Consider the following 23,095-nt stretch of genomic DNA (forward strand, 5'->3'; position numbering starts at 1 on the left):
GTTGACGCCGCACCGATTATTTCACCCTCCTCGTGAATTGCTGCCACATCATGACTCCGTAGTCCTCTGCAGCCGCTTCAGTGCCACCCACGCTGTCAGGACCTCTCAGCCTGAAGGTCTGATGGTGGCGAATCTCGTGGAACACGGTCGTCACCGCAGTCTGCATATCCGATAGACCCATGTCCGAAATATTGATCAGCGGCCGCCCTCTGGGCCCCAGTTGCGGCATGCCCGAACCCGTATGCGGACTGACCCCGTACGCCGGAGTACCACCGATACTGATTTCCGAAACGTGCACTATATCATAATCAGATACGCCCATACCAGCACGACCCAGCGCCATTTTCAGCTTCTTGATACTTACCGCAGGGCCCCTTTTCCCCCCAGGCGCGCTCTGCGGATCATCTCCGCAGTTGTGGACGAGGATGGGGGTGGTGTCTGCGAGGACGTAGTAGGTGTGGAGGGTGTTGATGGTGAGGTCGTAGGTGGTTACTCCGGTGGCCTGGTAGGACCGGGTGGTCTCCACGAGGGCTCGGGTGCCGTCGATCTGCTGGAGTTGGTCTCCGGGGCGGAGGTCGGCGGCGTCGACCCACGACTGCTGGGTGAAGCTGAAGAAGGGGTGGTGAGCGGTCGTCGTCAGGAGGGCCGGCGGACCGCGAGGGGACTTGGCCGAAGAGATGCGCAGGTCGATGAAGTCGCGATCGTCCGGGGTGACGATGAGACGAGAGACCTTGTGGTTTTGGGTCTTGCCTTCGATTGCGGGAACGGCGTTCTTGATCTTGTCGCCGACCTTGATGTCGCTGATCTTCTTCGTCGAGCCGTCGGCCATCAGGACCTTGGTCGAACCGGTGAAGCTGTGCTTGATCGGGCAGGAGGCGCCCATGCCGTCGTCTGCTTCCGACTGCTTGCCGGGCTTGGACTTGGAGAACTTGTTGCCCAGGTAGGCGCCGCCGCCGCCGAAGAGGGCGCCGGTGACCGCGCCGTCCTTGGCGGACTGGCCCGCGCCGGACCAGGAGCAACCGGCCTTGGAGCTGCCGCAGGTCATGCCGTAGGTGACGGTGTTCTCCGCCGCCCCGCTCACCGCGCCTGTGACGGCACCGTCCAGGACGTTGCCGACGAGTTTGGGCAGGGAGTTCTTCAAGGCGGACTTCGCAAGGAGACCGCCCATGCCGCCGCCGATCGCACCACCGACCGCGCCCGTGACGCCGCCCAGGACGCCGGACTTGATGAAGGAGCCCGTGGAGCAGGCGCCCTTCTGGCCCTCGATGCACTTGCCGCCCTGCTCGATCATGCCGCCGACCGCGCCTGCCACCGCGCCGCAGGCCGCGGCGCCGGCGATGGCACCGATGCCACCCGTGGCCACGCCCAGGGCCGCGGCGCAGCCGGCGAAGACCGCGACAGAGGCTACGATCGAGACGACTGTGGCGATCTTGGAGGCGTTGGCCTTCGCCCATTTTTTGGTGCTCTTGGCTACGTTCTTGACGGCCTTCTTGGCGTTCTTCGCGGCCTGTTTGACCTTCTTGACGGCCGTCTTCACCTTTTTGGCGATCTTCTTCGTCGCCTTCTTGACGACGGTGACGACCTTCTTCTTGATCTCGCGGACGCGTTTCACTGCCTTCTGGTAGTAGTTCTTGACTACCTTGGTGACCTTCTTCTTGACGTCCTTCACCTTGTGGACGACGGTCTTGGCGGTCCGGACCGTGTAGTTCCAGGCGGAATTCGCGTAGCTCGTCGTGTTCTTCCACGCCGTGGAGGCCGCGGTGGTCGTGTAGTTGTAGGCGGTCGACACCGCACTGGTGGCCTTCTTCGCCACACCGCAGATCCAGCAGTGGCCGGAGGGGTCCGTGCCGGTCACCGGGTTGTCGGCGACGTAGGCGAACGGGTTGGCGTTGGCGGAGTTCGGGGTCGGCGTGGAGTCGAAGGTGTCCTTGTTCTGGAACTGGCCCGTCGCCGGGTTGTACCAGCGGGCCGTCATGTTCACGCGATCGGCGGAGGCGTCCGTCCAGCCCGACTGGAAGCCGACGTTGCCCGCCATGCCCGCGCTCGCGGTCTTCTTGCCGAACGGGTCATACGTGGTCGAACCCGTCAGGCCCGTACTCGCCGTGGTGAAGTTCCCGATGACGTCATCGTGCCGGTCCGTCCAGGCCAGCACCGACGCCGATGGAGAGCCTGTCAGGCCGATCCCGACCAGGCCGTCGCCCGTATCGCGGCTGTAGGTGTTGGAGCCGTCGGAGGCGACGGTGTTCTCCATGCCGGAGTAGGCGAAGGTGTGCGGGTTGGGGCCGCCGCTGGTGATGACGCGGCCCAGGGCGTCGAGCAGATAGGTCTGTGTTCCGGCGGCTCCGGCCGACTGGGTGATCTGCTGGCCGAACGCGTCGCTGGTGTACGTGCCCGACGAGGTGCCCGTCTGCGCCGACAGCGTCCCGCGGGCCGTGTAGGCGTAGGTCGTGTGGCCGTCCGAGGTGAGCTGGTCGCGGGCGTCGTAGGTGTAGACCTCGGCGCCGACCTGGACACGGTTGCCCGAGGCGTCGTAGGCGTAGGCGGTCGTCGTCGTGCCGTTGTTCCAGCCGGTGATCCGGTTGGCCCGGTCGTAGGTGTAGGTGTTGGCCGACGCGCCGTTGACGCCCGTCGTCGTCTTGGACGTGACGTTGCTGTTGTCGTCGTAGCCGTAGGCGACGGACGCGATGGTGGTGCCCGCGCTCGTCTTCAGCGTGTCGCCGGTGGGCCGGTGCCTGGTGTCGTAGGTGAACGACCGGGTCTTGGCGGTGCCGTAGGCGATCGACGTCAGCTGCGACATCGTGTCGTAGCCGTAGGTGAGTCGGGTGCCGGTGAGCGGGTCGTCGAGGGTCGACAGGCGGCCCGCGGTGTCATAGCCGTAGGCGGTGGTGCCGGCGGCGTCGGTCCGGGAGGCCAGGAGCCCGTCGGTGCCGTAGGCGAAGCTGCTGCTGCCCGCCGAGCCCGCCGCGGTGAGGAGCATGTCGCGGTCGTTGTAGGTGAACGTCTCGCTCGTGGACGCGACGGTGATGCCGATGGAGGCGGTCGCGGCCGTGAGCATCCTGCCGTCGTCGTCGTAGGTGTAGGTGCGGGTGGCGGTCGCCGCGTCGGCGCCGGAGCCGGACTGGGTCGTGAGGCGCCCCAGGTCGTCGTACTGGGCGCTCACGGTGACGCCGCCGGGCAGGATCTGGGAGGTGGCCTGCTGGTCGGCGTCGTACCTGATGAGCGTGCGCCGGTCGGCGACCGCGGTGTACGTCGGTGTCGTCGGCTCCAGGGTCGACTCCTGGAGGTTCCAGCTGTTGTAGCCGTAGATCCAGGAGTTGCCGCGCCCGTCGGTGGTGCGGGTGCGGTTGCCGTTGGCGTCGTAGCCGAAGCCGGTGACGATCGACGTGGTCGCGGTGACGGGTTCGGTCTGCGAGGTCAGGAGGCCGCCCGCGTCGCGGGTGAAGGTGGTGGTGAAGCCGCGCTCGTCGGTGGTGGAGACGCTGCGCCCTGCCGCGTCGTAGACGGCGGTCGCGGTGGACAGGACGGTCGTGCCGTCGGTGCCCAGCTTCTTGGTGGAGATCGGGTTGTCGTTGACGTCGTAGCCGACGCTCACCGCGGTGCCGTCGTGGGCGGTGACCTTGGTGGGGCGGCCGAGCTTGTCGTAGGCGGTCGTGGTGGTGGCGCCCGCGGGGTCGGTCTCGGCGGTCTGCTCGCCGACCTTGTTGTAGCCGTAGGTCGTCGTGCGGCCCTGCGGGCTCGTCGCCGAGGCGAGGAAGGCGCCGCCGGGGTTGGTCGCGGAAGACGCGTAGGAGTAGGTGGTCGTGGCGGCGACCGGCGAGGGGTAGCGCTCCAGCTCGGTGGTGGTGAGGGTCCGGCCGAGGTGGTCGTAGGTGGCCTGGGTGCGCGCGCCCGTGGGCGAGGTCTCGGCCAGGGGGCGGCTGTTGGCGTCGTAGACCGTGGTCGCGACGTTGCCGTCGGCGTCCTCGACGGAGGCGGTGTTGCCGAGCTGGTCGTAGGTGTAGGACGTCGTGTTCCCGAGGCCGTCGGCGATCTGGGTGACCTGGCCGACGGCGTCATAGGTCCAGTTCTGCGACGACGGGGTGGGCGCGCTGGCGCCCGGCGCGGTGTACGGCGGCATGACGACCGACTTCTGCTGCCCTTCGGCGTCATAGGTCGTGGTCGTGACGTTGCCGTTGGCGTCCTGCGCCTCGGTCGGCTCGCCGAAGGTGTTGTAGCCGGTCATCGTCACCGGGTGCTGCGCGACCGGGGTGCCGCCCGCGGTCTCGACGTTGACGGTCGGGCCGGTCGCGACGACGGACTGGCCCGCCTCGTCGTACACCAGGTCGGTGGCGTTGCCGTTCGGGTCGGTGATCCGGGTCGGCAGGCCGCGCTTGTCGAGGGTGTACTTCGTGGTGACGGCGGTGGAGGCGGCCGTGGTGGCGCCGCCGCGGCCGCCGGTGAACAGCTTGGTGACCTCGGTGCCCGACAGCGTCCGGTTGTAGGCCTGGACGTTGCCGATGGAGGCGTTGGCGTAGTCGACGAGGTAGCCGTTCCACTTGGCGCGCCCGACGACGAACTGGCCCGTCCCGTTGAACGGGGTCGCGGCGGTGGCGGTGCCCTGCTGCTGCCCGTTGACGAAGATCTTCATCGAGCCGTCGGCGGCGTTGAACGTGGCGACGAGGTGCGCCCAGGTGCCGACCGCGGCGGACGTGGTGCTGACCGCCGACGACCAGACCGAGGGGTTGTCGGTGTCGGTGTTCGCGCGCAGGAAGGCGTACTTGCCGACGGAAGGCTCGTACTTCAGGACGAAGCCGCTCTGGCGCGCCCCGTCCTGGCTGGCGATGGTCTGCGCGCCGGTGAGGGTGTTCGGCTTGACCCAGGCCGAGACCGAGAACGACTGGGACGTGTCGACGACCGGCCCGTTGGTGGCGATCGTGGCGTTCGCGGTGCCGTCGAGGGCCGCGGCGGAGTCCGCCCAGGTCACGCCGGTCCCCGCGGCGGCGGTGAAGCCGGTGCCGGAGTCGTCGTGGACGGTCTTGCCGGTGGTCTGGTCGAGCTTCCACCAGGCGACGGGGTGGCCCGGGTCGTCGCTCATGACCGACCGCTTGGTCACCCGGCCCATGGGGTCGTAGGAGAACGACGTGACGGTCGGGTAGCCGCCGGCGTCGGACTGGGTGCTGGTGGCGACCAGGTCGTCGGGCGTGTAGGCGTAGGTGGTCTTGCGGTTGACGCCCGTCGGGTCGATGGTCGTGGAGAGGACCCGGCTCGCGGTGTCCACGGTCGACTGGGCGGTGGTGGCGCCGTTGTTGGTGACCTGCTTGATCGCGTTGCCCGCGGCGTCGTAGGTGTTGTCCTGCTCGACGAACGGGTTCTGGCCCGCGGCGTCGACCTTGGTGACCGTCGCGACGAGGTCGTTGTTCGTGTAGGTGTACCGGGTCGTGTAGCCCATCGCGTCGGTGACGGAGGCGAGACGGCCCGCCGGGTCGTAGGCGTTGGCCTGCTGGACGAGGTCGTGCGGCGCAGACGGGTTGCCCGGGTCGCCGGTGTAGGCCTGGAGCTTCTGGGTGAGGAGCTTGCCGTTGGCGTCGTAGGTGTAGGCGGTGACCGCGCCCGACGCGTCGGTCTCGGTGGCGGTGTTGCCGTAGGCGTCGTAGGTGAAGGAGGTGACCTTGCCGAGGCCGTCGGTGCTGGTCTCCATCTGGCCGCGGGCGTTGTAGGTGGCGCTCGTGGCGCGGGAGGCGTCGCCGCCGGTGAGGTCGGCGACGGTCTGGGAGGTGACGTTGCCGTCGACATCGAAGACCGTGGTGGTCCGCGCGGTGTGGATCGCGCCGGTCACCCGGTTGAGGATCGCCGGATCGTTCTCCTGGACGACCTGGCCGACGGCGTCGTAGACGTAGCTCTCGGTGAGGCCCGCCGGATAGGTGTCGGACACCGTGGTCTTGGTGAGCGGGCGGCCGAGGCCGTCGTAGGTGTAGCGGGTGACGAGGCCCGCCGCGTCGGTGACGGAGGCGACGTCGCCGCTGCGGAAGTAGGAGACGAGCGTGACCGCCCCGGACGGGGACACCGTGCGGTAGGGCAGGCCGGCCGGGGCGTAGCCGCTGTCGGCGGCGGCGATGGTGGTGCCGTCGGTGTAGGAGGTGTTGGTGAACCTGCCGCCGGGGAAGCCGGGGACGGGCGGGGTGACGATCTGGGTCTGGTTGCCCGCCGCGTCGTAGGCGTAGACGGTGAGGAACGTGTCGTCGGTGGGGCCGGTGGAGCGCCCGTCGCGGACGGTCAGCAGCACGTCGTTCTTGGGGTTGGGCGTGAGCTGGGTCGTCGTGGCGTCGGGGAAGTAGCTGTAATAGGTGGTCGAGCACTTGTTCTCGGCCTGGTTCTGGCACGTGGTCTTGGAGATCTCGTTGCCGCGCGCGTCGTGGCCGGTCGTGTCGACGTTGCGGTTGGGGTCGGTCGTGGTCCGCAGGAAGCCGCCGGTGTCGTAGCCGAACGCGGTGCGGTTGCCGAGCCCGTCGGTGACGGCGAGCTGCCGGCCGCCATTGGCGAGGTCGTACTCGTGGGTGAGGTAGGCGCCGCCGGGGTCCTTCACCCGGACCGACTTGACCGGGGCGAGGCCGCCGGACAGGCTCGCCGCCGTGAAGTGGGCGGTCGCCTCGTCGGCGGACAGGGCGCCGCGGTAGTAGGCGACGTGGGCGATCGAGCCGTTGAGGTAGCCGTACACGTTGGTCGGAGCCGCCGCCCAGCCGCTGGTGATGAAGCCGCCGCCGACGTAGACCTTGTTGGCCACCGTCTGCACGAGGGCCGCGTTGACGGTGCCCTGGGCCGCGCCGTCGAGGTAGAGGGTCTGGGAGTTCGCGGTGGCCGACAGCAGCGCGTGGTGCCACTTGCCGTCGTTGACCTTCCCCGCCGAGACGAGCGGGCTGCCCGTGCCGTTGGCGTCCCAGAACTTGCCGTGCAGCTTGCCGTCGGTGCCGACGTACAGGGCGGGGACCGCGGCGCCGGCGGCCGAGGTCGCGCCGGGCAGCGCGTTCTCCTGCTGGGCGTACAGCACACCGCCCGCCGCGGAGGACGTGCTGAACCACAGTTCGACCGAGCCGGGTCTGGTCCCGACGCTGTTGTTGGCGGGCAGCTCCACGTAGGAGGTCGTGCCGTTGAACTTGGCGGCGGGTGAGTCGGGGAAGGGCCCGAGGCCGCCGAGGGTGACATTGCCGTAGGTGCCGGTGCCGGAGTTGAGGTCGTCGGTGGCCTGCGAGGCGCCCGCGCCGTCGGCGAGCCGGAAGTAGGTGGCGGGGGCCGAGCCGAGGACGGAGCCCCGGTAGACCTTGCTGGAGCCGGAGACCGTGGGCTTCTCGAGCTCCCAGACTCCACCGTTCTCGTCGGTGACCTTGGTGACGTTGCGGGTCACGAGGTCGTAGTCGACGGCGGCGAAGGCCTTGCCGGACGGCCGGGTGATCGTCTTCAGGAACGCGGTCGGGGTCTGGGACGCCTGCCACAGGGCCCCGACGTTGGCCGGGGAGACGAGCTTGTCGAAGTAGGCGACGTTGGCGATCGAGCCCTGGAAGAAGGACGCGTAGCCGGTCTTCACGCTGGTGGAGTAGTTCGGCTGGTTCGGCCACTTGTAACCGAGGTAGCCGGCGCCGACGATGTCGGTCCACTGGCCGGGGACCTCGTGCAGGCCGGTGCGGTAGTCCACGTACTGGCCGTCGAGGTAGAGCCATTGGGTGGCGCCGTCGCCGGTGAGGACGGCGTTGTGCCAGTTCCCGTCGGTGACGGCGGCCGCGCTGACCATCGGCGAGTACTGGGTGGCCGTGTTGTTGGTGAAGAGCGTGCCGTTGAGCTTGCCGTTGCTGTCGATGTAGAGCGCGGGCGTGTAGTCGCTGGGCGCGGTGGCGGTGGTGAGCGGGTTCTCCTGCTGGTAGGAGAACAGGACGCGGCCGGCGGTCGTCGTCTTGAACCACAGCGAGACGCCCTGCGGCCGCTTGGTGCCGATCTTGTAGGTGCGGGGCAGCTGCACCCCGGAGTTCGTGCCGTTGAAGGTCGCGGCGGTGGCCTGCCCGCCCGCGAGGGGGCCTGCGGCGCCGAGTGTCACGTTGGTGTACAGGGCGTTGTCGGAGCCCTGGTTCTCCAGCGCCGCGCTGTAGGCGACGCCGCCGGACGTCTCGGCGAGCGGCCAGAACGAGTCGGCGCCCTGGTCGAGGACCTGGCTGTGGTAGTTCGAGCCCGACTCGTAGGTGTACTGGATGCAGCCCTGGGAGCAGGCCTGGCTGAGCCTGTCGCCGGTGTACGTGTAGGTCCAGGTCTCGGCGGTGGCGGCCTGGCCGGCGGTCGCCGGATCGGTCTTGACCGTGGTGACGTGCTGGTTCGCGGTCCCGGTCGGCGTGGTCCAGGTGAGGAACAGGGATCGTCCCGACGTCGCGGAGGTCGCCTTGGTGATGACCGCGCCCGTCCAGGTGAAGTTCAGCGCCCTGCCGTTGGCGTCGGTGATCGAGGTGATGCCGGTGACACCCCCGGTGAGGTTCTGGGCGAACCGGTAGACGGTGCCCATCTTGTCGGTGAGGGTGTAGTCGGTGGCGCTCGTGGACCGGAACGTGGCGAACCTGCCGGACGGCGGTGAGAACGTCCCGTCGCTGTTCTTGCCGAACCCGACGACGGAGCCGTCGGGGTAGGTGACGTTGGCGCTCTTCACCGTGGTGGTGGAGCCGACGTACTGGAGCGCCACCTTGGCGTCGAAGACGCTCGACCAGGACGCGCCGAACGCGCCGGTCACGCGCGGGTCGCGGGAGTTGTAGTCGCGGCTGACGGCGAGTTCGGGGCCGACCGTCTCGACCTCCGCGTCGGTCGCGGTGGTGGTGTAGTTGCCGTTGACCGGGTCGTAGCCCTCGTCGCCGTTCTGGGACAGGGTCGAGAGGATCTCCGGCTGCGGCACCTGGGTGGACAGGGTGAGCGTCTCGAAGTCCGGGGCGTAGTTCACCCCGTCGAACGCCTGCGCCGTCCAGTAGTAGGACTTGCCCCAGGCCAGGACACCGGACGGCACGGTCCAGGACTCGTTGCTGTTGGCGGTGACGACGTTGCCCGAGTCGGCGAGCTGGGTGCCGGCGGAGTCGTAGACGCGGAAGCGGACCCCGTCCACCGTGGCGGCCGCGTCGACCGTCGAGGTCGCCGACAGGGCCGGGGTGAGCGTGTCGGCGACGTACCCGTCGGCCGGGGCCTGGTTGCGGACCTGCGGCGGGAGCGTCCCGGTGTAGGTGACCTCGAGCCTCGGCGGGTTGTCCCGGTTGTTGTAGGAGGCGAACTGCTTCCAGTGCGCGTTGTCGTCGACCGGGGAGTTGAGCACGAGACCGTAGTTCTCGCGGGTCCCCTGGGCCCACCCGTTGATGATGTTCTTGTCGAGGGAGACCTCGAACAGGTCGCCGACCGCCGGGTCCGGGTTGACGCCGCCGTTGTTGGCGCAGGCGTTGGGCACCGCCTTGTACCCGTATCCGAGCCACTGGGTGAAGCCGGGCGAGGTGGCGTAGGTGCTCATCTTTGCGTCCCACGTCTCCCAGGGCTCCAGGCCCTCGAAGACGTCGAACTGCTGGGCCGAGCAGGTGCTCGCCCAGATGTTGAAGATCTTCAGCTTCGCGGCGGTGACGGTCACGCCCGAGCCGTCCAGCACCTGGTCCGGGAACTTCAGGTAGGAGCGCGCCGTGTGCGGGCCGTTGTCCCAGGAACCGACGGCGATGGTCCGCTCCGCGGAGTGGTCGCCGTCCCAGTTCGTCATGACGTAGGTCGAGACCGAGTACATCGTGTACGTCGGGTCGACGCGGACGGGGAAGGCGCGGTCGGGGGACTTCAGCCATTCCTCGTCGAGGGTCAGCGCGAGGTAGGTCCGGCCGTCCTGCTCGAACAGCTGGAACTCCACGTCGTGCGTCATCGCGGGGTGGCCCGAGCGCGGGTCCCACTTGGAGTCCTCGGCGTAGGGGGCCGGGACGCGGGTGACGACCTCGCCCTTGGCGTCCTTGAACAGGACGCCGCCGTTGGCGTCGAGTTCGGGGGTGAGGCCACCGGAGTCGAGCGGGAAGACCCATTGCGAGGCCGCGTCGGCGTTCTTGAGGACGAGGGTCTCCTTGAGGCCCGTCCGCGTCGCCTCCAGCTCCAGGTCGGTCTGCGCGAGGACGTCGGGGTAGGTGGCGCGCGTGTCCTGGACGACGGGCGCGACCGGGGCGGCGCCCTGGAGCCCGTAGGTGACCTCGTAGCCGTCGACGGACATCCTGACGAGTTCGGGATCGGCGGCCGAGGGCGCGAACTCGGTGCCGACGCCGTTGGCGGTCTGGGCGAGGTCGCCGTCGGCCTGGGTCTGGAGCGTCGGGTCGATGGGCTTCCACTCGCCCTTGCCGTCCCGGAAGTTCACCGGCGCCTGGCTCATGACCCGGGTGTGGGAGCCGTCGGCGTTGTCGTAGTAGTCCGAGGTCGCGGTGGACTTGCCGGAGTTCCGCTTGCTGGTCTTGGCGACGTAGCCGACCACGCCCTTGGCGCTCTGGCCCTTCTCGTGCTTCGGCTCGAGCGGCTCGTAAGCGGGCAGTTCGCCCTTGCCGGGCTTCGGCGTGTGCCCGTTGCCCTTGCCCGACCGGGTGTCCTCGGACGTGGCGGGCGGGGGCGCTCCGTCGGGGGAGTCGCCCTCCTGGCGCGGCAGGTTCTTCCAGCCCGGCGCGGGCTCGCCGCCCAGCCATGCCAGGACGGTGCTGCCGCTCGGCAGGCTGAGGGCCGGGGTGGGGTTGGTCGGCAGCTCGCCGACGGCACGGGCCGGGTCTCCGGTGAGCGTCACGGTGACCGCGGCGAGGAGCACCCAGGCCACGCCGCGGCGCGGCAGGGCGGTGCGCTTGCGCGGGCGCCGGGCCGAAGGCCCGCCGCGTCGGAGGCGCGGCCATGCCGCGCCCGCCGCGCTGCCCAGACGGTAGGCGAGGAGGAGGATCAGGAGGCCGATGACGCTTTGAGACAGTGACAGCTGCACTGACCCACCTCTGCAACTCATGCAACCCCGGCACGGGGAGCCACTTCCAGCCATGGCAGATGCCAGACGACCTAGAAGTAAGGCAGCGTCACGGGCCCTGACAAGATCTAGAAAATCCTCATAAAGCGCCCAGGGAACTCTCAGCACGAGATGTAGCGGCCCTCCATCCGCCGATCACCTGCGAAGATCAGACGGAGCGAGATCGGTCGCTCACAGTTCCCGGCAGTGATGTGATGTTGATCACACGATGAACAAAAGATCGAGGATCTTGACAGGGCCACCTCGCCCGCGCCTACTATTTGCTGCTTTCTGACCGGATTCACTACCGGCGCGGCATCGGGTGGAGGACTGGATTGGCCCTTTCGACTCCCCCGCGGGAGAGGGTGCGACGTAAGCCGCCCCGATCCTCCCGCGTGCGTCTCGCCATCGCCGCCGGCGTCGTCGCCCTCGTCCCGGCGGTCGCGTTCCTGATCGCTTTCGGCACTGACGACGGGGACTCGCGGGCCCGCCCTTATCTCGAGTTCAAGGCTTGCCTTCTGACCGACGCCGAGGGGCTTCTCGGGAAGGACGCCGCGCCCGTCTGGCAGGGCATGCAGCGGGCCTCCCTGGAGACCCGTGCCAAGGTGCAGTATCTGGCCGTCACGGGACCGCAGACCGTTGCGGGGGCGGGGGCCTTCGTCGGGTCGCTGGTCGGGCTGCGGTGTGATCTCGTCGTGGCGCCGGCGGGGTTGCCGGCCGATGCGGTCGGTGAGAGGGCGGAGGCTTATCCGGGGACCCGGTTCCTTGTCGTCGGGGGCTCGGCGGAGGGGGCGAACGTCAGCCGGGTGGCGGGAAATGATGTGCCCGGGGAGGTTGCGCGGGTCGTCGCCGAGGCTGTGTCCGAGGCCGAGGGGTGACGGGGGCGGGGTCAGACGGCGGGGGCCTCTATGGAGAAGTCGATGGTTTCGCCTTCGGTGGAGGTGACGGTGACGATGACGGGGCGGGTCTGGCCTTCGGCGGTGGTGAGGGTGCAGGAGAGGGTGGCGCCGAGGGTGCCGGTGAGGTCGCCGGGGCAGTCGACGGCCTGGGGGGTGCCGCCGAGTTGGGGGGCGAGCTGGGTGGAGATCTGGGACTCGACGGCTTCCTCGTCGGCCTTGGCGGTGGTGGCGGAGAAGGAGCAGGCGGAGAGGGCGCCGGCCAGCAGGGCGGTGAGGATGACGGGCTTGAGCACGGTACGCATGGGAGATCCCCCGGTTCGTCATGAAACGCACCCTTGTGGGCACTCTCCGAGGGTCGCCGCGTAGGTGTCCCGCCCACTACGGAGTGCGGTCCTGTTCGCTGAGGGTGGGGGAAAACGGGGGTCAGGGGAGGGTTTCGGTGAGGGCGCGGTAGAACGGGGGCAGGTCGGGGCGGAGTGCGTCCGTGCGGGGCTCGCCCACCCGGACCAGCATCCCGAGGGTGCGGCCGTCCGACCAGAAACAGCTGACGTGGGGGTCTTCGGTGTACGAATCGATGCACAGGCCCGAGCCCGAGGAAGGCGGCATCTCGACGTCCTCGGGGTCGACGCCGAAGGGCCGCGCCGCCTCGCGGATCGGGTCGAGCACCGCGTCCGGCCGGCGCGCCAGCACGCCGCCGAAGAAGACCGTGGCCGGGGCGTCCGACGCGCCGACCTGCCGGTAGACGGCCGTGGTCGGGTAGGTGACGGCCTCGCGGACCGCGTCCGGGAGCGCCCCGAGGTAGAACTCGGGCCGGACTTCGTCCGTGGGATCGAGGTGCCACTCCCCCGAGGGCGCGGAGATCGTCGTGACGGGGGTGAAGCCGACGGGGCTCGGCTCGGGAGGCGGGCCGTCCGGGTCGGGCGCCCACGAACCGCACCCTGCGGCACACGCGAGAAGCGCCGCCATCGCACCCGCGTTCCGCAGCCCCATGCCCCGACTCTGCCCGGTGCCGCGTCCTCCCGTCATGAGCGCCCGGTCCCCCGGGCCGGGGGACGCGCGCCGGGACGCGAACGGGACTCCGGGAGGACGCCGCGCAGGCACCGGACCTCCTGAAGCCGGGACATCCGTCTCCGCCGCCCAGGTTCAGCCGCCGGGCCGCTGGAACTCCGGCTGGTCGAGGACGCGGAGCCAGGTGCCGTCGGGCTGGCGGCGGGCGACCTGGGCGCGAGCGCCGGCGCCGTCGGACGGCGGGGTGGAGGTGAGCGCGAGGTCGCCGCTCACGAGGGTCGGGAGCGGCGGCTCCGGGGTGAAGTGCGGGCGGGCCTCAAGGACCTTGGCCCACAGGGCGCGGATCGCCTCCCTGCCGACGGTCTGGGAGCCGGGTGGGAACGCCATCACGGCGTCTTCGGCGTAGAGGGCGGCCACTCCGTCGGCGTCGCCCTCGTTGGAGCGCTCGACGAACAGGCGGGTGAGGTCCTCCGGGCACTGGGCCTTCGTGTACTCGGCGTACTTGTCCTCGGTCATCATGGGTCTCCTCTGTCTCGTTGCTTCCCACTTCCCAGGGTGCGCCGCCCAGCACCAGAAGTCCAACAGATTGTTCTTCTGGGAACTAGAATCACTGGTTATGGAGATGCATCAGCTCGCGTACTTCGTGGCGGTCGCCGAGGAGCGGAACTTCACGCGGGCCGCGGCACGTCTGCGGATCAGCCAGTCCGGGGTGAGCGCCCAGATCCGGCAGCTGGAGCGGGAGCTCGGGGCCGAGCTGTTCGACCGGGCGTCCCGCGCCGTCGCGCTCACCGCGGCGGGCAAGGCGGCCCTGGAGCCCGCGCGGGCCGTGCTCAAGGCCGCCGAGGAGGTCGCCCGCTCGGTGGACGACGTGCGCGGGCTGGTCCGGGGAAGCCTCACCGTCGGCATGGTCATCGGCTGCACGGTCACCCCTCTGTTCGCCGCCCTGGCCGATCTGAACGCGGGCCATCCCGGCGTCGAGGTCGCGCTGCTGGAGGACGCCTCCGACCGGCTCGCCGACGGCGTCCGCGCCGGCGTCCTGGACGTCGCGCTGCTGGGCACCGCCGTGCTCCCGGACGGGCTCGAATCACTGACGCTGATCAGCGAGCCCCTCGCCGCGCTCGTCCCGCCGGGCCACCCGCTGGCGGGCCGGGCGGAGGCGACCCTGGCCGAGGTGTGCGCCGGTCCCGTCGTCTGCATGCCGCCCGGCACGGGGCTGCGGACCGTCTTCGACCTCGCGTGCGCGGAGCGGGGCCTCACGCCGCACGTCGCGCTGACGGCCTCCGCGGCCGACGCCATCGCCGACCTCTCCGCCCGCGGCCTCGGGACGGCGATCCTCACGCCCTCCATGTCCGCCGCCTACACGGGCCGCCTTACCGCGCTCCCGATCTCCGACCTCTCCACGCCCGCCCTCCTGGCCCTGGCCTGGCGGCCGAACCCCTCCCCCGCCGCGCGCGCCTTCCTCACCCACGCCCGCGCCCGCTTCGGCCTCTGACGTCAGGGTGACGGGGTGATGAGCCCCGTCTCGTAGGCGTGGATGACGAGGTGGATGCGGTCGCGCGCGTCGAGTTTGGTGAGGAGCCTGGCGACATGGGCCTTGGCGGTCGCCGGGCTGATGACGAGTTCGTCGGCGATCTCCGCGTTGGAGCGGCCCCGGGCGACCAGGGAGAGCACCTCGCGTTCCCGGTCGGTGACCGACGTGGGGAGCGGCACCGCGCGGCGCTCCGCCGCTCGCGGCCGGGCGGCGAACTCGGTGATCAGCCGACGGGTGACGCCCGGGGCGAGGAGCGCGTCGCCGCCCGCCACGATCCGGACCGCAGCGAGGATCTCCTCGAGCATCATGTCCTTGACGAGGAAGCCGCTCGCCCCGGCCCGCAGCGAGCCGTACACGTACTCGTCGTCGTCGAACGTGGTGAGCATGAGCACACGGGTGCCGGGCAGCTCCGCGGTGATCGCGCGGGTCGCGCCGATGCCGTCGGTGCCCGGCATCCGGATGTCCATGAGGACGACGTCGGGCAGCTCCCGCCTGGCCAGCTCGATCGCCTCCCGGCCCGTGGCGGCCTCGCCCACGAGGACGAGGTCGGGGGTGTCGGTGAACAGCACGCGCAGGCCCGCCCGTACGAGGGGCTGGTCGTCGGCGAGCAGCACCCGGATCATCGGGCCGTTCCCGCCAGCGGCAGCCGGGCCTCGACCCGGAAGCCGCCCGTCTCCCTCGGGCCCGCGGTGAGGCTGCCGCCGAGCAGCCCGGTCCGCTCGCGCATGCCGAGCAGACCGTAGCCCGCCGGCTCGCCGGACGGCCCGGCCCCCTCGTCGGCGACCTCCACGACGAGCTCCTCCTCCCCGAAGCCGAGCGACACCCGGCAGCTCCCGGTCCGCGCGTGCCTGACCACGTTGGTGACGGACTCCTGGACGATCCGGAACGCGGCGAGGTCCACCTCGGCGGGCAGGTCGCGCCGCTCCCCCGTCCATCGGACGTCCACCGCGACGCCCGCGTCGCCGGTGGTGCGCACGAGCCGGTCGAGCCCGGCGAGGCCCGGCGTGAGCGCGTCGACCGGGTCGGCTCGGCGCAGCGCGCCGAGCATCCGCCGCAGGCCCGCGAGGGTCTCCCTGCTGCTCTCCTCGATGGCCGCGAGCGCGTTGCGGGCCTCGGCCGGCTGGGTGTCGATGACGCGCCCGCCGACGCCGGCCTGGATGGCGATGACGCCGATGCTGTGCGCGACCATGTCGTGCAGGTCGCGGGCGATGCGCAGCCGTTCGGCGGCGACGGCCTCGGCCGCGGCCCGCTCGGCGAGCTCTTGCGCGTGCCGCCGGTTCTGCCGCACCGTGGCCCCGCCCAGCCAGGCCAGTGGCACCGCCAGCGCGGCGACGGCGAGCAGCAGGGTCAGCACCGGGCCCGGATCGGCGAGCACGAGCACGCACGCGAGCTGGACGGTGATCGCGGCGCCGAGCGCGGTGAGCGACACCCACCGCGGCCGGGTGAGCGCGATGGCGGCGACGGCGCCGTCGACGAAGACGGCGAAGAGCAGTGCGATCTCGGGTTTGGGCATTTCGAGGGCGGCGGCCGTCCACGCCGTGAGGAGCGCGGCGAGCGCGAACAGCGGCGCCCGCCGGACCAGTGCGAGCACGGCGAGGGTGAGCACCGCCGAGGGCGCCACCTCCACGAGCCCGAACCCCGAGCGCCCCGAGTGCACGGAGAAGAACAGCACAGGTGGGTAGACCACGGCCGACACCACCAGCAGGGCCGTGGCGGCCGCCGAGTTCGCCCCCCGCCGCAGGTACCGCGCGATCGCTCCCATGCGCTCGATCGTAACGACGGCGCGCCCGGCGGACATCCGCCGCGAGGCGTACGCCTCGCGGCGGATGGACGGCCGGGGACGCCCTCACCCAGGGCGTCCCCGGCCTGCCGCGTCCGGGCCGGATACGTGACCGTCCGGGGCGTTTGTCCATGACGGCCCCGGTCGGCCCGGACGCGGCGGTCTAGCGGGCGGCGGCGAGGACGCGGCGGGCCTGCCGGACGACCGCCTCGTCCACCATCCGGCCGCGGTCGTCCACGACGACGCCCTCCCCCGCCGCGGCGAACCGGGCGACGAGGTCGCGCGCCCGCGCCAGCTCCGCGCCGGTCGGCGTGAACACCTCGTGCACGACCGGGAGCTGGGCGGGGTGGACGCACGCGCGGCCGTGGAATCCGAGCCTGCGCAGCGCGTGGCTCGACGCGCGCAGCGCCTCCGGGTCGGCCAGCGCGGTGCTGACGGGGCCGAGCGGCGCGGCGATCCCGGCCGCCGCCGAGGCGAGCACGACCTGCGACCGCGCCCACAGCAGCTCCCGCTCGTCGGGTCCGGGATCGACGCCGAGGTCGGCCTTGAGGTCGGCCTCGCCGAGCTGGAGCCGGACGACGCGCGGCGCGCGGGCCAGCGCGGGCGCGGCGAGCACCGCCGCCGCGCTCTCCAGGATCGGGCTGAGCGCGATCCCGGGGAAGCCGGCGAGCGCCGCGTCGACCTCCCCGAGCCCCTCGACGGTCTCGGCCTTGGCGACGCAGACGCCCGTCACGTCCGGGTGGGCGACGGCCGCCAGATCGGCGAGCCCCGCCTCCCCCGGGTTGATCCGGATCCACACCTGCGGCCCGCCCGAAGCGCCTCCCCCGGCGAGCCAGGAGGCGACGGCCTCGCGCGCCGCCTCCTTGGCCGGCGGGGCGACCGCGTCCTCCAGGTCCACGATGAGGGAGTCGGCCCCGTACCCGGCGGCCTTGGCCAGCTTGCGCGGCTGGTCGCCGGGCACGTACAGGGCGGACCTGACGGGGTCAGTCCCGGCCATACGGACGGGCCAGGAACTTGCCGGACGGCTCCCCGACGACCTTGCCGGCGTCCAGGATCCGCTCGCCGCGCAGGAACGCGTCGGTGACCTTCGCACCGAGCTCGAAGCCCTCGAACGGGGTGTACTCCTGGGTGGACTCGGAGTCCTCGGCCCGGACCGTCCAGGTGGCGTTCGGGTCGACCAGGGCGATGTCGGCGTCGTAGCCGGCGGCCAGGACGCCCTTGCCGCGCAGGCCGTACCGGACGGCGGGGTTGTAGGAGGTGAGGGCGGCGATCCGGCCGAGCGGGACGCCGCGCTTGCGGCCCTCGGACACCATGCCGGGCAGCAGGTACTCGGCGCCGCCGAAGCCGGACTTGGCGAGGAACACGTCCTCGCGGTCGGACCCGAACTTGGCCTCGTCGCGGCAGCAGGCGTGGTCGGACACGACCCAGTCGATCGTGCCGTCGGCGATGAACGACCACAGGGCCTCGACGTCGTCGCGGCCGCGCAGCGGCGGGTTCACCTTGCCGCCGATGCCGCTCGCGGTCTCGATGTCGGCGAGGAGGTGCCCGACGGTGACCTCGCGGCGGAAGTCGATGTGCGGGAAGGCCTGGGACATGCGGACCGCCGCGTCCACGGCCTTGAAGCCGGAGAGGTGCAGCAGGTTGATCGTCGGCAGGCCCGTCTCGTGCGCCAGGTAGGAGGCGATGGAGACGGCGAGGCCCTCGGAGTGCGGCGGCCGCGAGGCGCTGTAGGCGGCGAGGCCGCTCAGCGAGCCCTCCTCCTCCACGATCTTGGTGTAGGCGCTCATGATCTCGGCGGTCTCGCAGTGCAGCGACAGCGAGATCTCGTCGGCCAGGTGCGGGAACTTCTCGCGGGCGGCCTGGATGCCGCGCATGACGAACTCGAAGTGCGCGTAGTCGTACCGCTCGCCCTCGGGGGTCATGAGGAAGCTGCTCTGGTCGGCCGAGCGCCCGTGCAGGCCGTGCGAGCCGTAGAACATGAAGATCTTGAACGAGGTCACGCCGAACTTCTCGACGAGGTCGGGGATCTCGGTGATGTGCTGCTTGCTCATGGGCGCGAGGTGGAAGGCGTAGTCCACGTGCGCGCGGCCCTGGGAGGCGGCCAGGACCTCGGGGAAGAAGTCGGTGTAGGGCCCGCCCTTGTTCAGGTAGTACTGGCCCGTGCGCATGTACGTCAGCGCGGTCGTCACGCCGCCCTGCGCGCTGGCGCGGGACTCGGTCACGGTGTCGTCGGCGAGCGGGTTGTAGATGCCCCAGTGCTGGTGGGCGTCGACCACGCCGGGGAACGCGAGCTTCCCGCCGCCGTCCACGACCTGGCGCGCGCCCGCGGTGTCGATGCCGGGGGCCACCTCGACGATCTTCCCGTCGCGCACCGCGATGTCCGCGGAAATCGGCTCGTCCCGGTCATGGCTGACGACCGCGACGTTCTTCACGACCAGATCGAACTCACTCAACGTGCTTCTCCTATCGATGCTGCGGGGGTCGGGAACTCCGCCAGCGGGCGGAGCAGGTCGCTGACGCGCGCGAGGCCGGACAGCCCGGCGACGCCCTCGGTGACCAGGGCGGCGGCCTCCTCGGTCAGCCGCCCTGCGGTGTTGTCGCGGAACTTGCGGCCCAGTTCGGCCTCGGACAGCGGGCGGGCGGGGCCGCCGCGGTTGGCCAGGACCTCGGCGCGCCAGGTGCGGCCGCCGGAGTCGACCGCGGTGAGGATCGCGGGGAACTGGGCGGGGAAGATCGCGGTGGCCTGCGGGTCGGCGACCACCTCGACCTTGGCCATGAGCGCCCGGCGCAGCGGGTCGCGGGCCAGTGCGTCGGTGTAGTCGTCGAGCCCGGCGCCCAGGCCGCCGCCGCCGAGCAGGCCGGTGGCGACCGCGTAGGGGCCGCTGAACTGGGCCTGGTAGCCGGTGTCGGGCGCCCGCTTGACCTCGATGGGCTCGCCGATCGTCCGGATGACGGGGGCGGGCACGCCCAGCACGAGGCGCTCCACCCGGTCCGGGTCGAGGCCCTCGGCGCGCAGCCGCGCGGCGGCGTCGACGGCGGTGTGGGTGAAGTGGTTGGCGGGGTAGGGCTTGAAGAAGATGCCGGGGACGGCCCATGCGTCGCCGAGCCCGCGGGTGATCTCCTCGGGGAAGTACTCGCCGCGCAGGAACGCCTGGAAGAACCCGAACCGGCCCTCCAGGACGGTCGGCGGTCCGGTGAAGCCGCGCCGGACGAGGTCGGCGGCGGTGACGGCCGAATGCGCCGCCCAGCCGCAGTGCAGCCGCTTGACGGTGCCACCGGTGCGGTTGGCCTCGATGAGCCCCGCCGCCATGGAGGCGGTGACGCCGAGGCAGTCGAGCAGCCCTTCGGAGTCCAGGCCGAAGAGCAGGCCCGCCGCGACCGCGCCGCCGAGGGCGCCGCAGATGGACGTGGCGTGCTGGCCGTGCTCGAAGAAGACCGAGTTCCCCGCCTCGGCGTCGTAGCCGGCCATGCCGAGCCGGACGCAGATCTCCAGGCCGACCGCGACGGCCCGGACGGTCTCCGCGCCGGTCGCGCCCGCGAGTTCGGCGGCGGCCAGGGCGGCGGGCACGACCGAGGCGCTCGGGTGCAGCACCGATGGCAGGTGGGTGTCGTCGTAGTCCAGGGAGTGGGCGAGGACGCCGTTGGCGAGCGCGGCGAGCGGCGCGGGCACCTTGTCAGGTCCGCCGCCGATGACGGTGGCCTGCGGCGCGCCGCCCTGGTCGCGGACGTAGCCGACGATGGCGGCGCTGGTCTCCAGCCGGTGCGCGGCGACGCAGAGGCCGAGCACGTCCAGGATCCGCTGCCGGACGCTGGTCTCGACCTCGGGGGGCAGGTGGCGGGTCGCCGTGGCGAACTCGGCGAGCGTGCGGCCGAGGGTGGGCTCTGCCATCAGGACCGCCCGATGACGGCGAGCGGGCGGACCGGCGAGCCTGTGGCGCCGAGCAGGGGCAGCGGCGACAGGATGAAGGTGAACTCGTGCGCCCCGGCGGCGGCGGCCTCTTCCAGCGCCAGCGCCTCGATGATGTAGACGCCGCGCTCCACGAGCAGCACCCGGTGGGCGGGCAGCACGCTGTGGCCCTTGCCGGGCGGCAGGCACTCGAAGGCGATGGTGTCCGCGCCGACCGCGTGCGCGCCGCGCGCGGCGAGCCACTTGGCTCCCGCCTCGCCGACGCCGGGGACGCCGGAGGCCGCGCCGATGTAGACGTTCCGGTCCGGGTCGTCGAAGTGGCGGCCCCAGCCGCTGCGGATCAGCACCACGTCGCCCGCGCGGACGGGGGTGCCCTGGAGTTGCTCGGCGCGTTCCAGATCGGCGGTGGTGATCTCGTATCCGGCGGCGCAGTACTCCTCGCCCAGGGCGCGCGGCACGTCCAGCAGGACGCCGCGGCGGACCATCGGGGCGATGGTGTGCACGCCGTGCTCGGGGTAGCGCCCGTCCTGCAGCGCCTCGTCGGCGTCCACCCCTCCGTAGAGGCGGCCGTCCTGGGAGACGTGGGCGAGCGCGTCGATGTGGGTGCCCACGTGGGTGCCCATGACGACGATGTCGTTGGCGGCGGACCCGCCGTCCGGGCGCATCCGGTCGCCGTGCCTGCGCGGCAGCGAGTGGGTGTACGCGGGGTGGTTGGGCGACTGCGGCATGCCCTGGTACAGGGTGCGGCCGAGGTCGTACACGGTCACCCCGCCGAGGACCGCCTTGAGCAGCGGGTCGGCGGTGCCGAGGGTGGTGGTGTCAAGCGTCACGTCGTCGTCTCACTTCTTTCCGATGCTTCCCCGACCGAGCCCGGTCAGGTCACGATCTTCCTTTCGCGCAGCGCGGCGACCTCGTCGGCGGTGAGGCCCAGCTCGTCCGTCAGGACGGCGTCGGTGTCCGCGCCGTGGGACCGGCCGGTGAACCGGATCCGGCCCGGGGTCTCCGACATCCGCCACATCACGTCGTGCTGGAGGAGCGGCCCGAGGTCCGGGTCGGGGACCTCGGTGAGCATCCCCGTCTCTCGCACGTGCGGGTCCTCCACGAGGTCCTTGGCGGTGTAGACGGGGGCGACGGCCGCGCCCGCCTCGGTGAAGGCGGTGACCGCCTCGTCCCGGGTTCGCGCGCCGATCCAGCCGCCGACGAGCTCGTCGAGCAGTTCGACGTGCTCGACCCGGCCCCGGCCGGTGGCGAACCACGGCTCCTCGATGAGGTCGGGCCTGCCGATGAGGTGCATGACCCGCTCGGCGATGGCCTGGGCGCTGGTGGAGATGGCCAGCCAGTACCCGTCGGAGGTCTCGTAGGTGTTGCGCGGCGCGTTGTTGGTGGAGCGGTTGCCGTGCCGGTGCTCCACCACGCCGAGCTGCTGATAGACCGTCGGCGAGGGGCCGACCGCGGTCATCAGCGGCGCCAGCAGGCTCATGTCGATGACCTGGCCCGCACCCGACCGCTCGCGGTGGTACAGCGCCATCATCACCGCCGACGACGCCGCGATGCCGCAGACGGAGTCGGCGAGGCCGAAGGCCGGGAGGGTCGGCGGGCCGGCGGGGTCGCCGGTCAGGTGCGCGAAGCCGCTCATCGCCTCGGCGAGGGTGCCGAAGCCCGCGCGGGCCGCGTACGGGCCGGTCTGGCCGAACCCGGTGACGCGCACGATCACCAGCCGCGGGTTCACCTCGTGCAGCCGCTCGGGGCCGAGCCCCCAGCGCTCGAAGGTGCCGGGCCGGAAGTTCTCGACGAGCACGTCGGCGGTCTCGGCGAGCCGCAGCAGGATCTCCGCGCCCTCCGGCTCGGACAGGGTCAGGCCGATCGTCCGCTTGTTGCGGGAGACCTCCTTCCACCACAGGGCGTGGCCGTCCTTGGACTTGCCGTGCCCGCGCATGCCGTCGACCTTCACGGCGTGCTCGATCTTGAGGACGTCCGCGCCGAAGTCGCCGAGGATCTGGGCGCAGAGCGGCCCGGCGAGGATCGTCGAGACGTCCAGGACCCGCAGTCCTGCGAGGGGTCCGTCCTGCATGGTCTCTCCCCGTTCTGTCGTGTCGTTCGTTGTCATCCGCGTGCGCCGGTCAGCCGCGCGGGGCGCGGTGCCCGAGATCCGCCGAGACGTCCGCGGCGGCCGCGGTGACCCAGCCGGCCAGCTCGTCCGTCCTGCGCCGGACGAACATGTCCTGGGGGCCGCAGAGCGAGACCGAGCCGAGCACCTGCCCCATCGCGCCGAACACCGCGGCGGCCACGCTCGCCGCGCCGGACTGCCGCTCCCCCTCGCTCGTGGCGTATCCGAGGGTGCGGATCCGGCCGATCTCCTCGCGCAGGGTGGCCGCGGAGGTGATCGTGGCGTCGGTGACGCCCTCGAGCCTGTGGTGCTCGATGTAGTCGGCCACCTCGGTGTCGGGCAGCGCGGCGAGGATCGCCTTGGAGGAAGACCCGGCGTGCAGCGGGTGCCGGGTCCCCAGCGCGACGGCCATGCGGATCTCGTGCTCGGCGAGGACCTGGTCGACGTAGACCCGCGACCAGCCTTGGCGCAGCGACAGCGTCGCGGTCTCCCCGGCGCGGCGGCTCAGCGCCGCCAGGTGCCGGTGGGCGACCGCGGGCACGTCGAGCTCCCGCAGCGCGGCGAGCCCGATGTCGAGCGCGCCGGAGCCCAGCCGGTAGACCTTGGTGTCGTCGTCGAAGCGCAGGAACTCCCCGCCTACCAGCTCCCGTAGGATCCGGTACGCGACGGCCTTGGAAAGGCCCGTCTCCCTGGCGATCCCCGACACGCCCTGGGGCTGGCCGGAGTCGGCGATGGTCCGCATCACCGCGAGCACCCGGGCGATGCCCGATCTGGGCGGGCCCTGCTCATCGGCCAGATCCTGAGTCAGGTCGAGGATTTCCATGCAGGCCTCTCAAAGGGAAACGCTGATCCGCACAGCGAAACGACAACGTCGTCACATGG

At 71.4% G+C, this 23,095-nt stretch carries 14 protein-coding genes; 2 read left to right on the top strand and 12 right to left on the bottom strand.

Annotated elements, in window-relative coordinates:
* Positions 1 to 16 precede the first annotated feature (16 nt).
* A complete protein-coding gene (locus EDD29_RS47820) occupies positions 17 to 10,963 on the bottom strand; it encodes a LamG-like jellyroll fold domain-containing protein (RefSeq protein WP_123667525.1) in 10,947 nt (3,648 codons plus the stop codon).
* Positions 10,964 to 11,376: 413 nt separating this feature from the next.
* Between EDD29_RS47820 and EDD29_RS29185 the strand changes: the two genes are divergently transcribed.
* Positions 11,377 to 11,859: a type 1 periplasmic-binding domain-containing protein gene (locus EDD29_RS29185; protein WP_123667526.1), complete on the top strand. Its 483-nt coding sequence runs from the start codon at positions 11,377 to 11,379 to the stop codon at positions 11,857 to 11,859.
* A gap of 11 nt (positions 11,860 to 11,870) precedes the next feature.
* Here the strand turns inward: EDD29_RS29185 and EDD29_RS29190 are convergent, their stop codons facing one another.
* The 3 genes from EDD29_RS29190 to EDD29_RS29200 all read right to left on the bottom strand — a co-directional run bounded on the left by EDD29_RS29190 (position 11,871) and on the right by EDD29_RS29200 (position 13,404).
* Positions 11,871 to 12,182 (bottom strand): DUF4333 domain-containing protein, encoded by a 312-nt coding sequence (locus EDD29_RS29190; protein WP_123667527.1) that lies wholly within the window; start codon positions 12,180 to 12,182, stop codon positions 11,871 to 11,873.
* Between the two features lie 121 nt (positions 12,183 to 12,303).
* A complete protein-coding gene (locus EDD29_RS29195; protein ID WP_148086132.1) occupies positions 12,304 to 12,870 on the bottom strand; it encodes a hypothetical protein in 567 nt (188 codons plus the stop codon).
* Positions 12,871 to 13,023: 153 nt separating this feature from the next.
* Positions 13,024 to 13,404 (bottom strand): YybH family protein, encoded by a 381-nt coding sequence (locus tag EDD29_RS29200; RefSeq protein ID WP_123667529.1) that lies wholly within the window; start codon positions 13,402 to 13,404, stop codon positions 13,024 to 13,026.
* A 100-nt stretch (positions 13,405 to 13,504) separates the two neighbouring features.
* Between EDD29_RS29200 and EDD29_RS29205 the strand changes: the two genes are divergently transcribed.
* Positions 13,505 to 14,380, top strand: a complete 876-nt coding sequence (locus EDD29_RS29205) for a LysR family transcriptional regulator (RefSeq protein ID WP_123667530.1) — start codon at positions 13,505 to 13,507, stop codon at positions 14,378 to 14,380.
* Positions 14,381 to 14,382: 2 nt separating this feature from the next.
* Here EDD29_RS29205 and EDD29_RS29210 read toward each other — a convergent pair whose 3' ends face one another.
* The 8 genes from EDD29_RS29210 to EDD29_RS29245 all read right to left on the bottom strand — a co-directional run bounded on the left by EDD29_RS29210 (position 14,383) and on the right by EDD29_RS29245 (position 23,036).
* Positions 14,383 to 15,042 (bottom strand): response regulator transcription factor, encoded by a 660-nt coding sequence (locus EDD29_RS29210; RefSeq protein ID WP_123667531.1) that lies wholly within the window; start codon positions 15,040 to 15,042, stop codon positions 14,383 to 14,385.
* Positions 15,039 to 16,181 carry a sensor histidine kinase gene (locus EDD29_RS29215; protein WP_123667532.1) on the bottom strand — a complete coding sequence of 381 codons (1,143 nt, stop codon included), beginning with the start codon at positions 16,179 to 16,181 and terminating at the stop codon, positions 15,039 to 15,041. Before EDD29_RS29215 ends, EDD29_RS29210 begins: the two co-directional genes overlap by 4 nt.
* A gap of 181 nt (positions 16,182 to 16,362) precedes the next feature.
* On the bottom strand, positions 16,363 to 17,196 hold the full coding sequence (locus tag EDD29_RS29220; RefSeq protein WP_123667533.1) for an HpcH/HpaI aldolase/citrate lyase family protein: 834 nt from the start codon (positions 17,194 to 17,196) through the stop codon (positions 16,363 to 16,365).
* Positions 17,183 to 18,652 carry a dihydroorotase gene (locus EDD29_RS29225; RefSeq protein ID WP_123667534.1) on the bottom strand — a complete coding sequence of 490 codons (1,470 nt, stop codon included), beginning with the start codon at positions 18,650 to 18,652 and terminating at the stop codon, positions 17,183 to 17,185. Before EDD29_RS29225 ends, EDD29_RS29220 begins: the two co-directional genes overlap by 14 nt.
* A complete protein-coding gene (locus EDD29_RS29230) occupies positions 18,649 to 20,088 on the bottom strand; it encodes an MmgE/PrpD family protein (RefSeq protein WP_123667535.1) in 1,440 nt (479 codons plus the stop codon). Before EDD29_RS29230 ends, EDD29_RS29225 begins: the two co-directional genes overlap by 4 nt.
* Positions 20,088 to 20,936 (bottom strand): cyclase family protein, encoded by an 849-nt coding sequence (locus EDD29_RS29235; protein WP_123667536.1) that lies wholly within the window; start codon positions 20,934 to 20,936, stop codon positions 20,088 to 20,090. The genes EDD29_RS29230 and EDD29_RS29235 overlap by 1 nt, the downstream gene beginning before the upstream one ends.
* Before the next feature lie 44 nt (positions 20,937 to 20,980).
* Positions 20,981 to 22,177: a CaiB/BaiF CoA transferase family protein gene (locus tag EDD29_RS29240; RefSeq protein WP_123667537.1), complete on the bottom strand. Its 1,197-nt coding sequence runs from the start codon at positions 22,175 to 22,177 to the stop codon at positions 20,981 to 20,983.
* A 49-nt stretch (positions 22,178 to 22,226) separates the two neighbouring features.
* A complete protein-coding gene (locus tag EDD29_RS29245; RefSeq protein ID WP_123667538.1) occupies positions 22,227 to 23,036 on the bottom strand; it encodes an IclR family transcriptional regulator in 810 nt (269 codons plus the stop codon).
* Between the last annotated feature and the right edge of the window lie 59 nt (positions 23,037 to 23,095).

This window comes from Actinocorallia herbida (assembly GCF_003751225.1).
Classification (GTDB): domain Bacteria; phylum Actinomycetota; class Actinomycetes; order Streptosporangiales; family Streptosporangiaceae; genus Actinocorallia; species Actinocorallia herbida.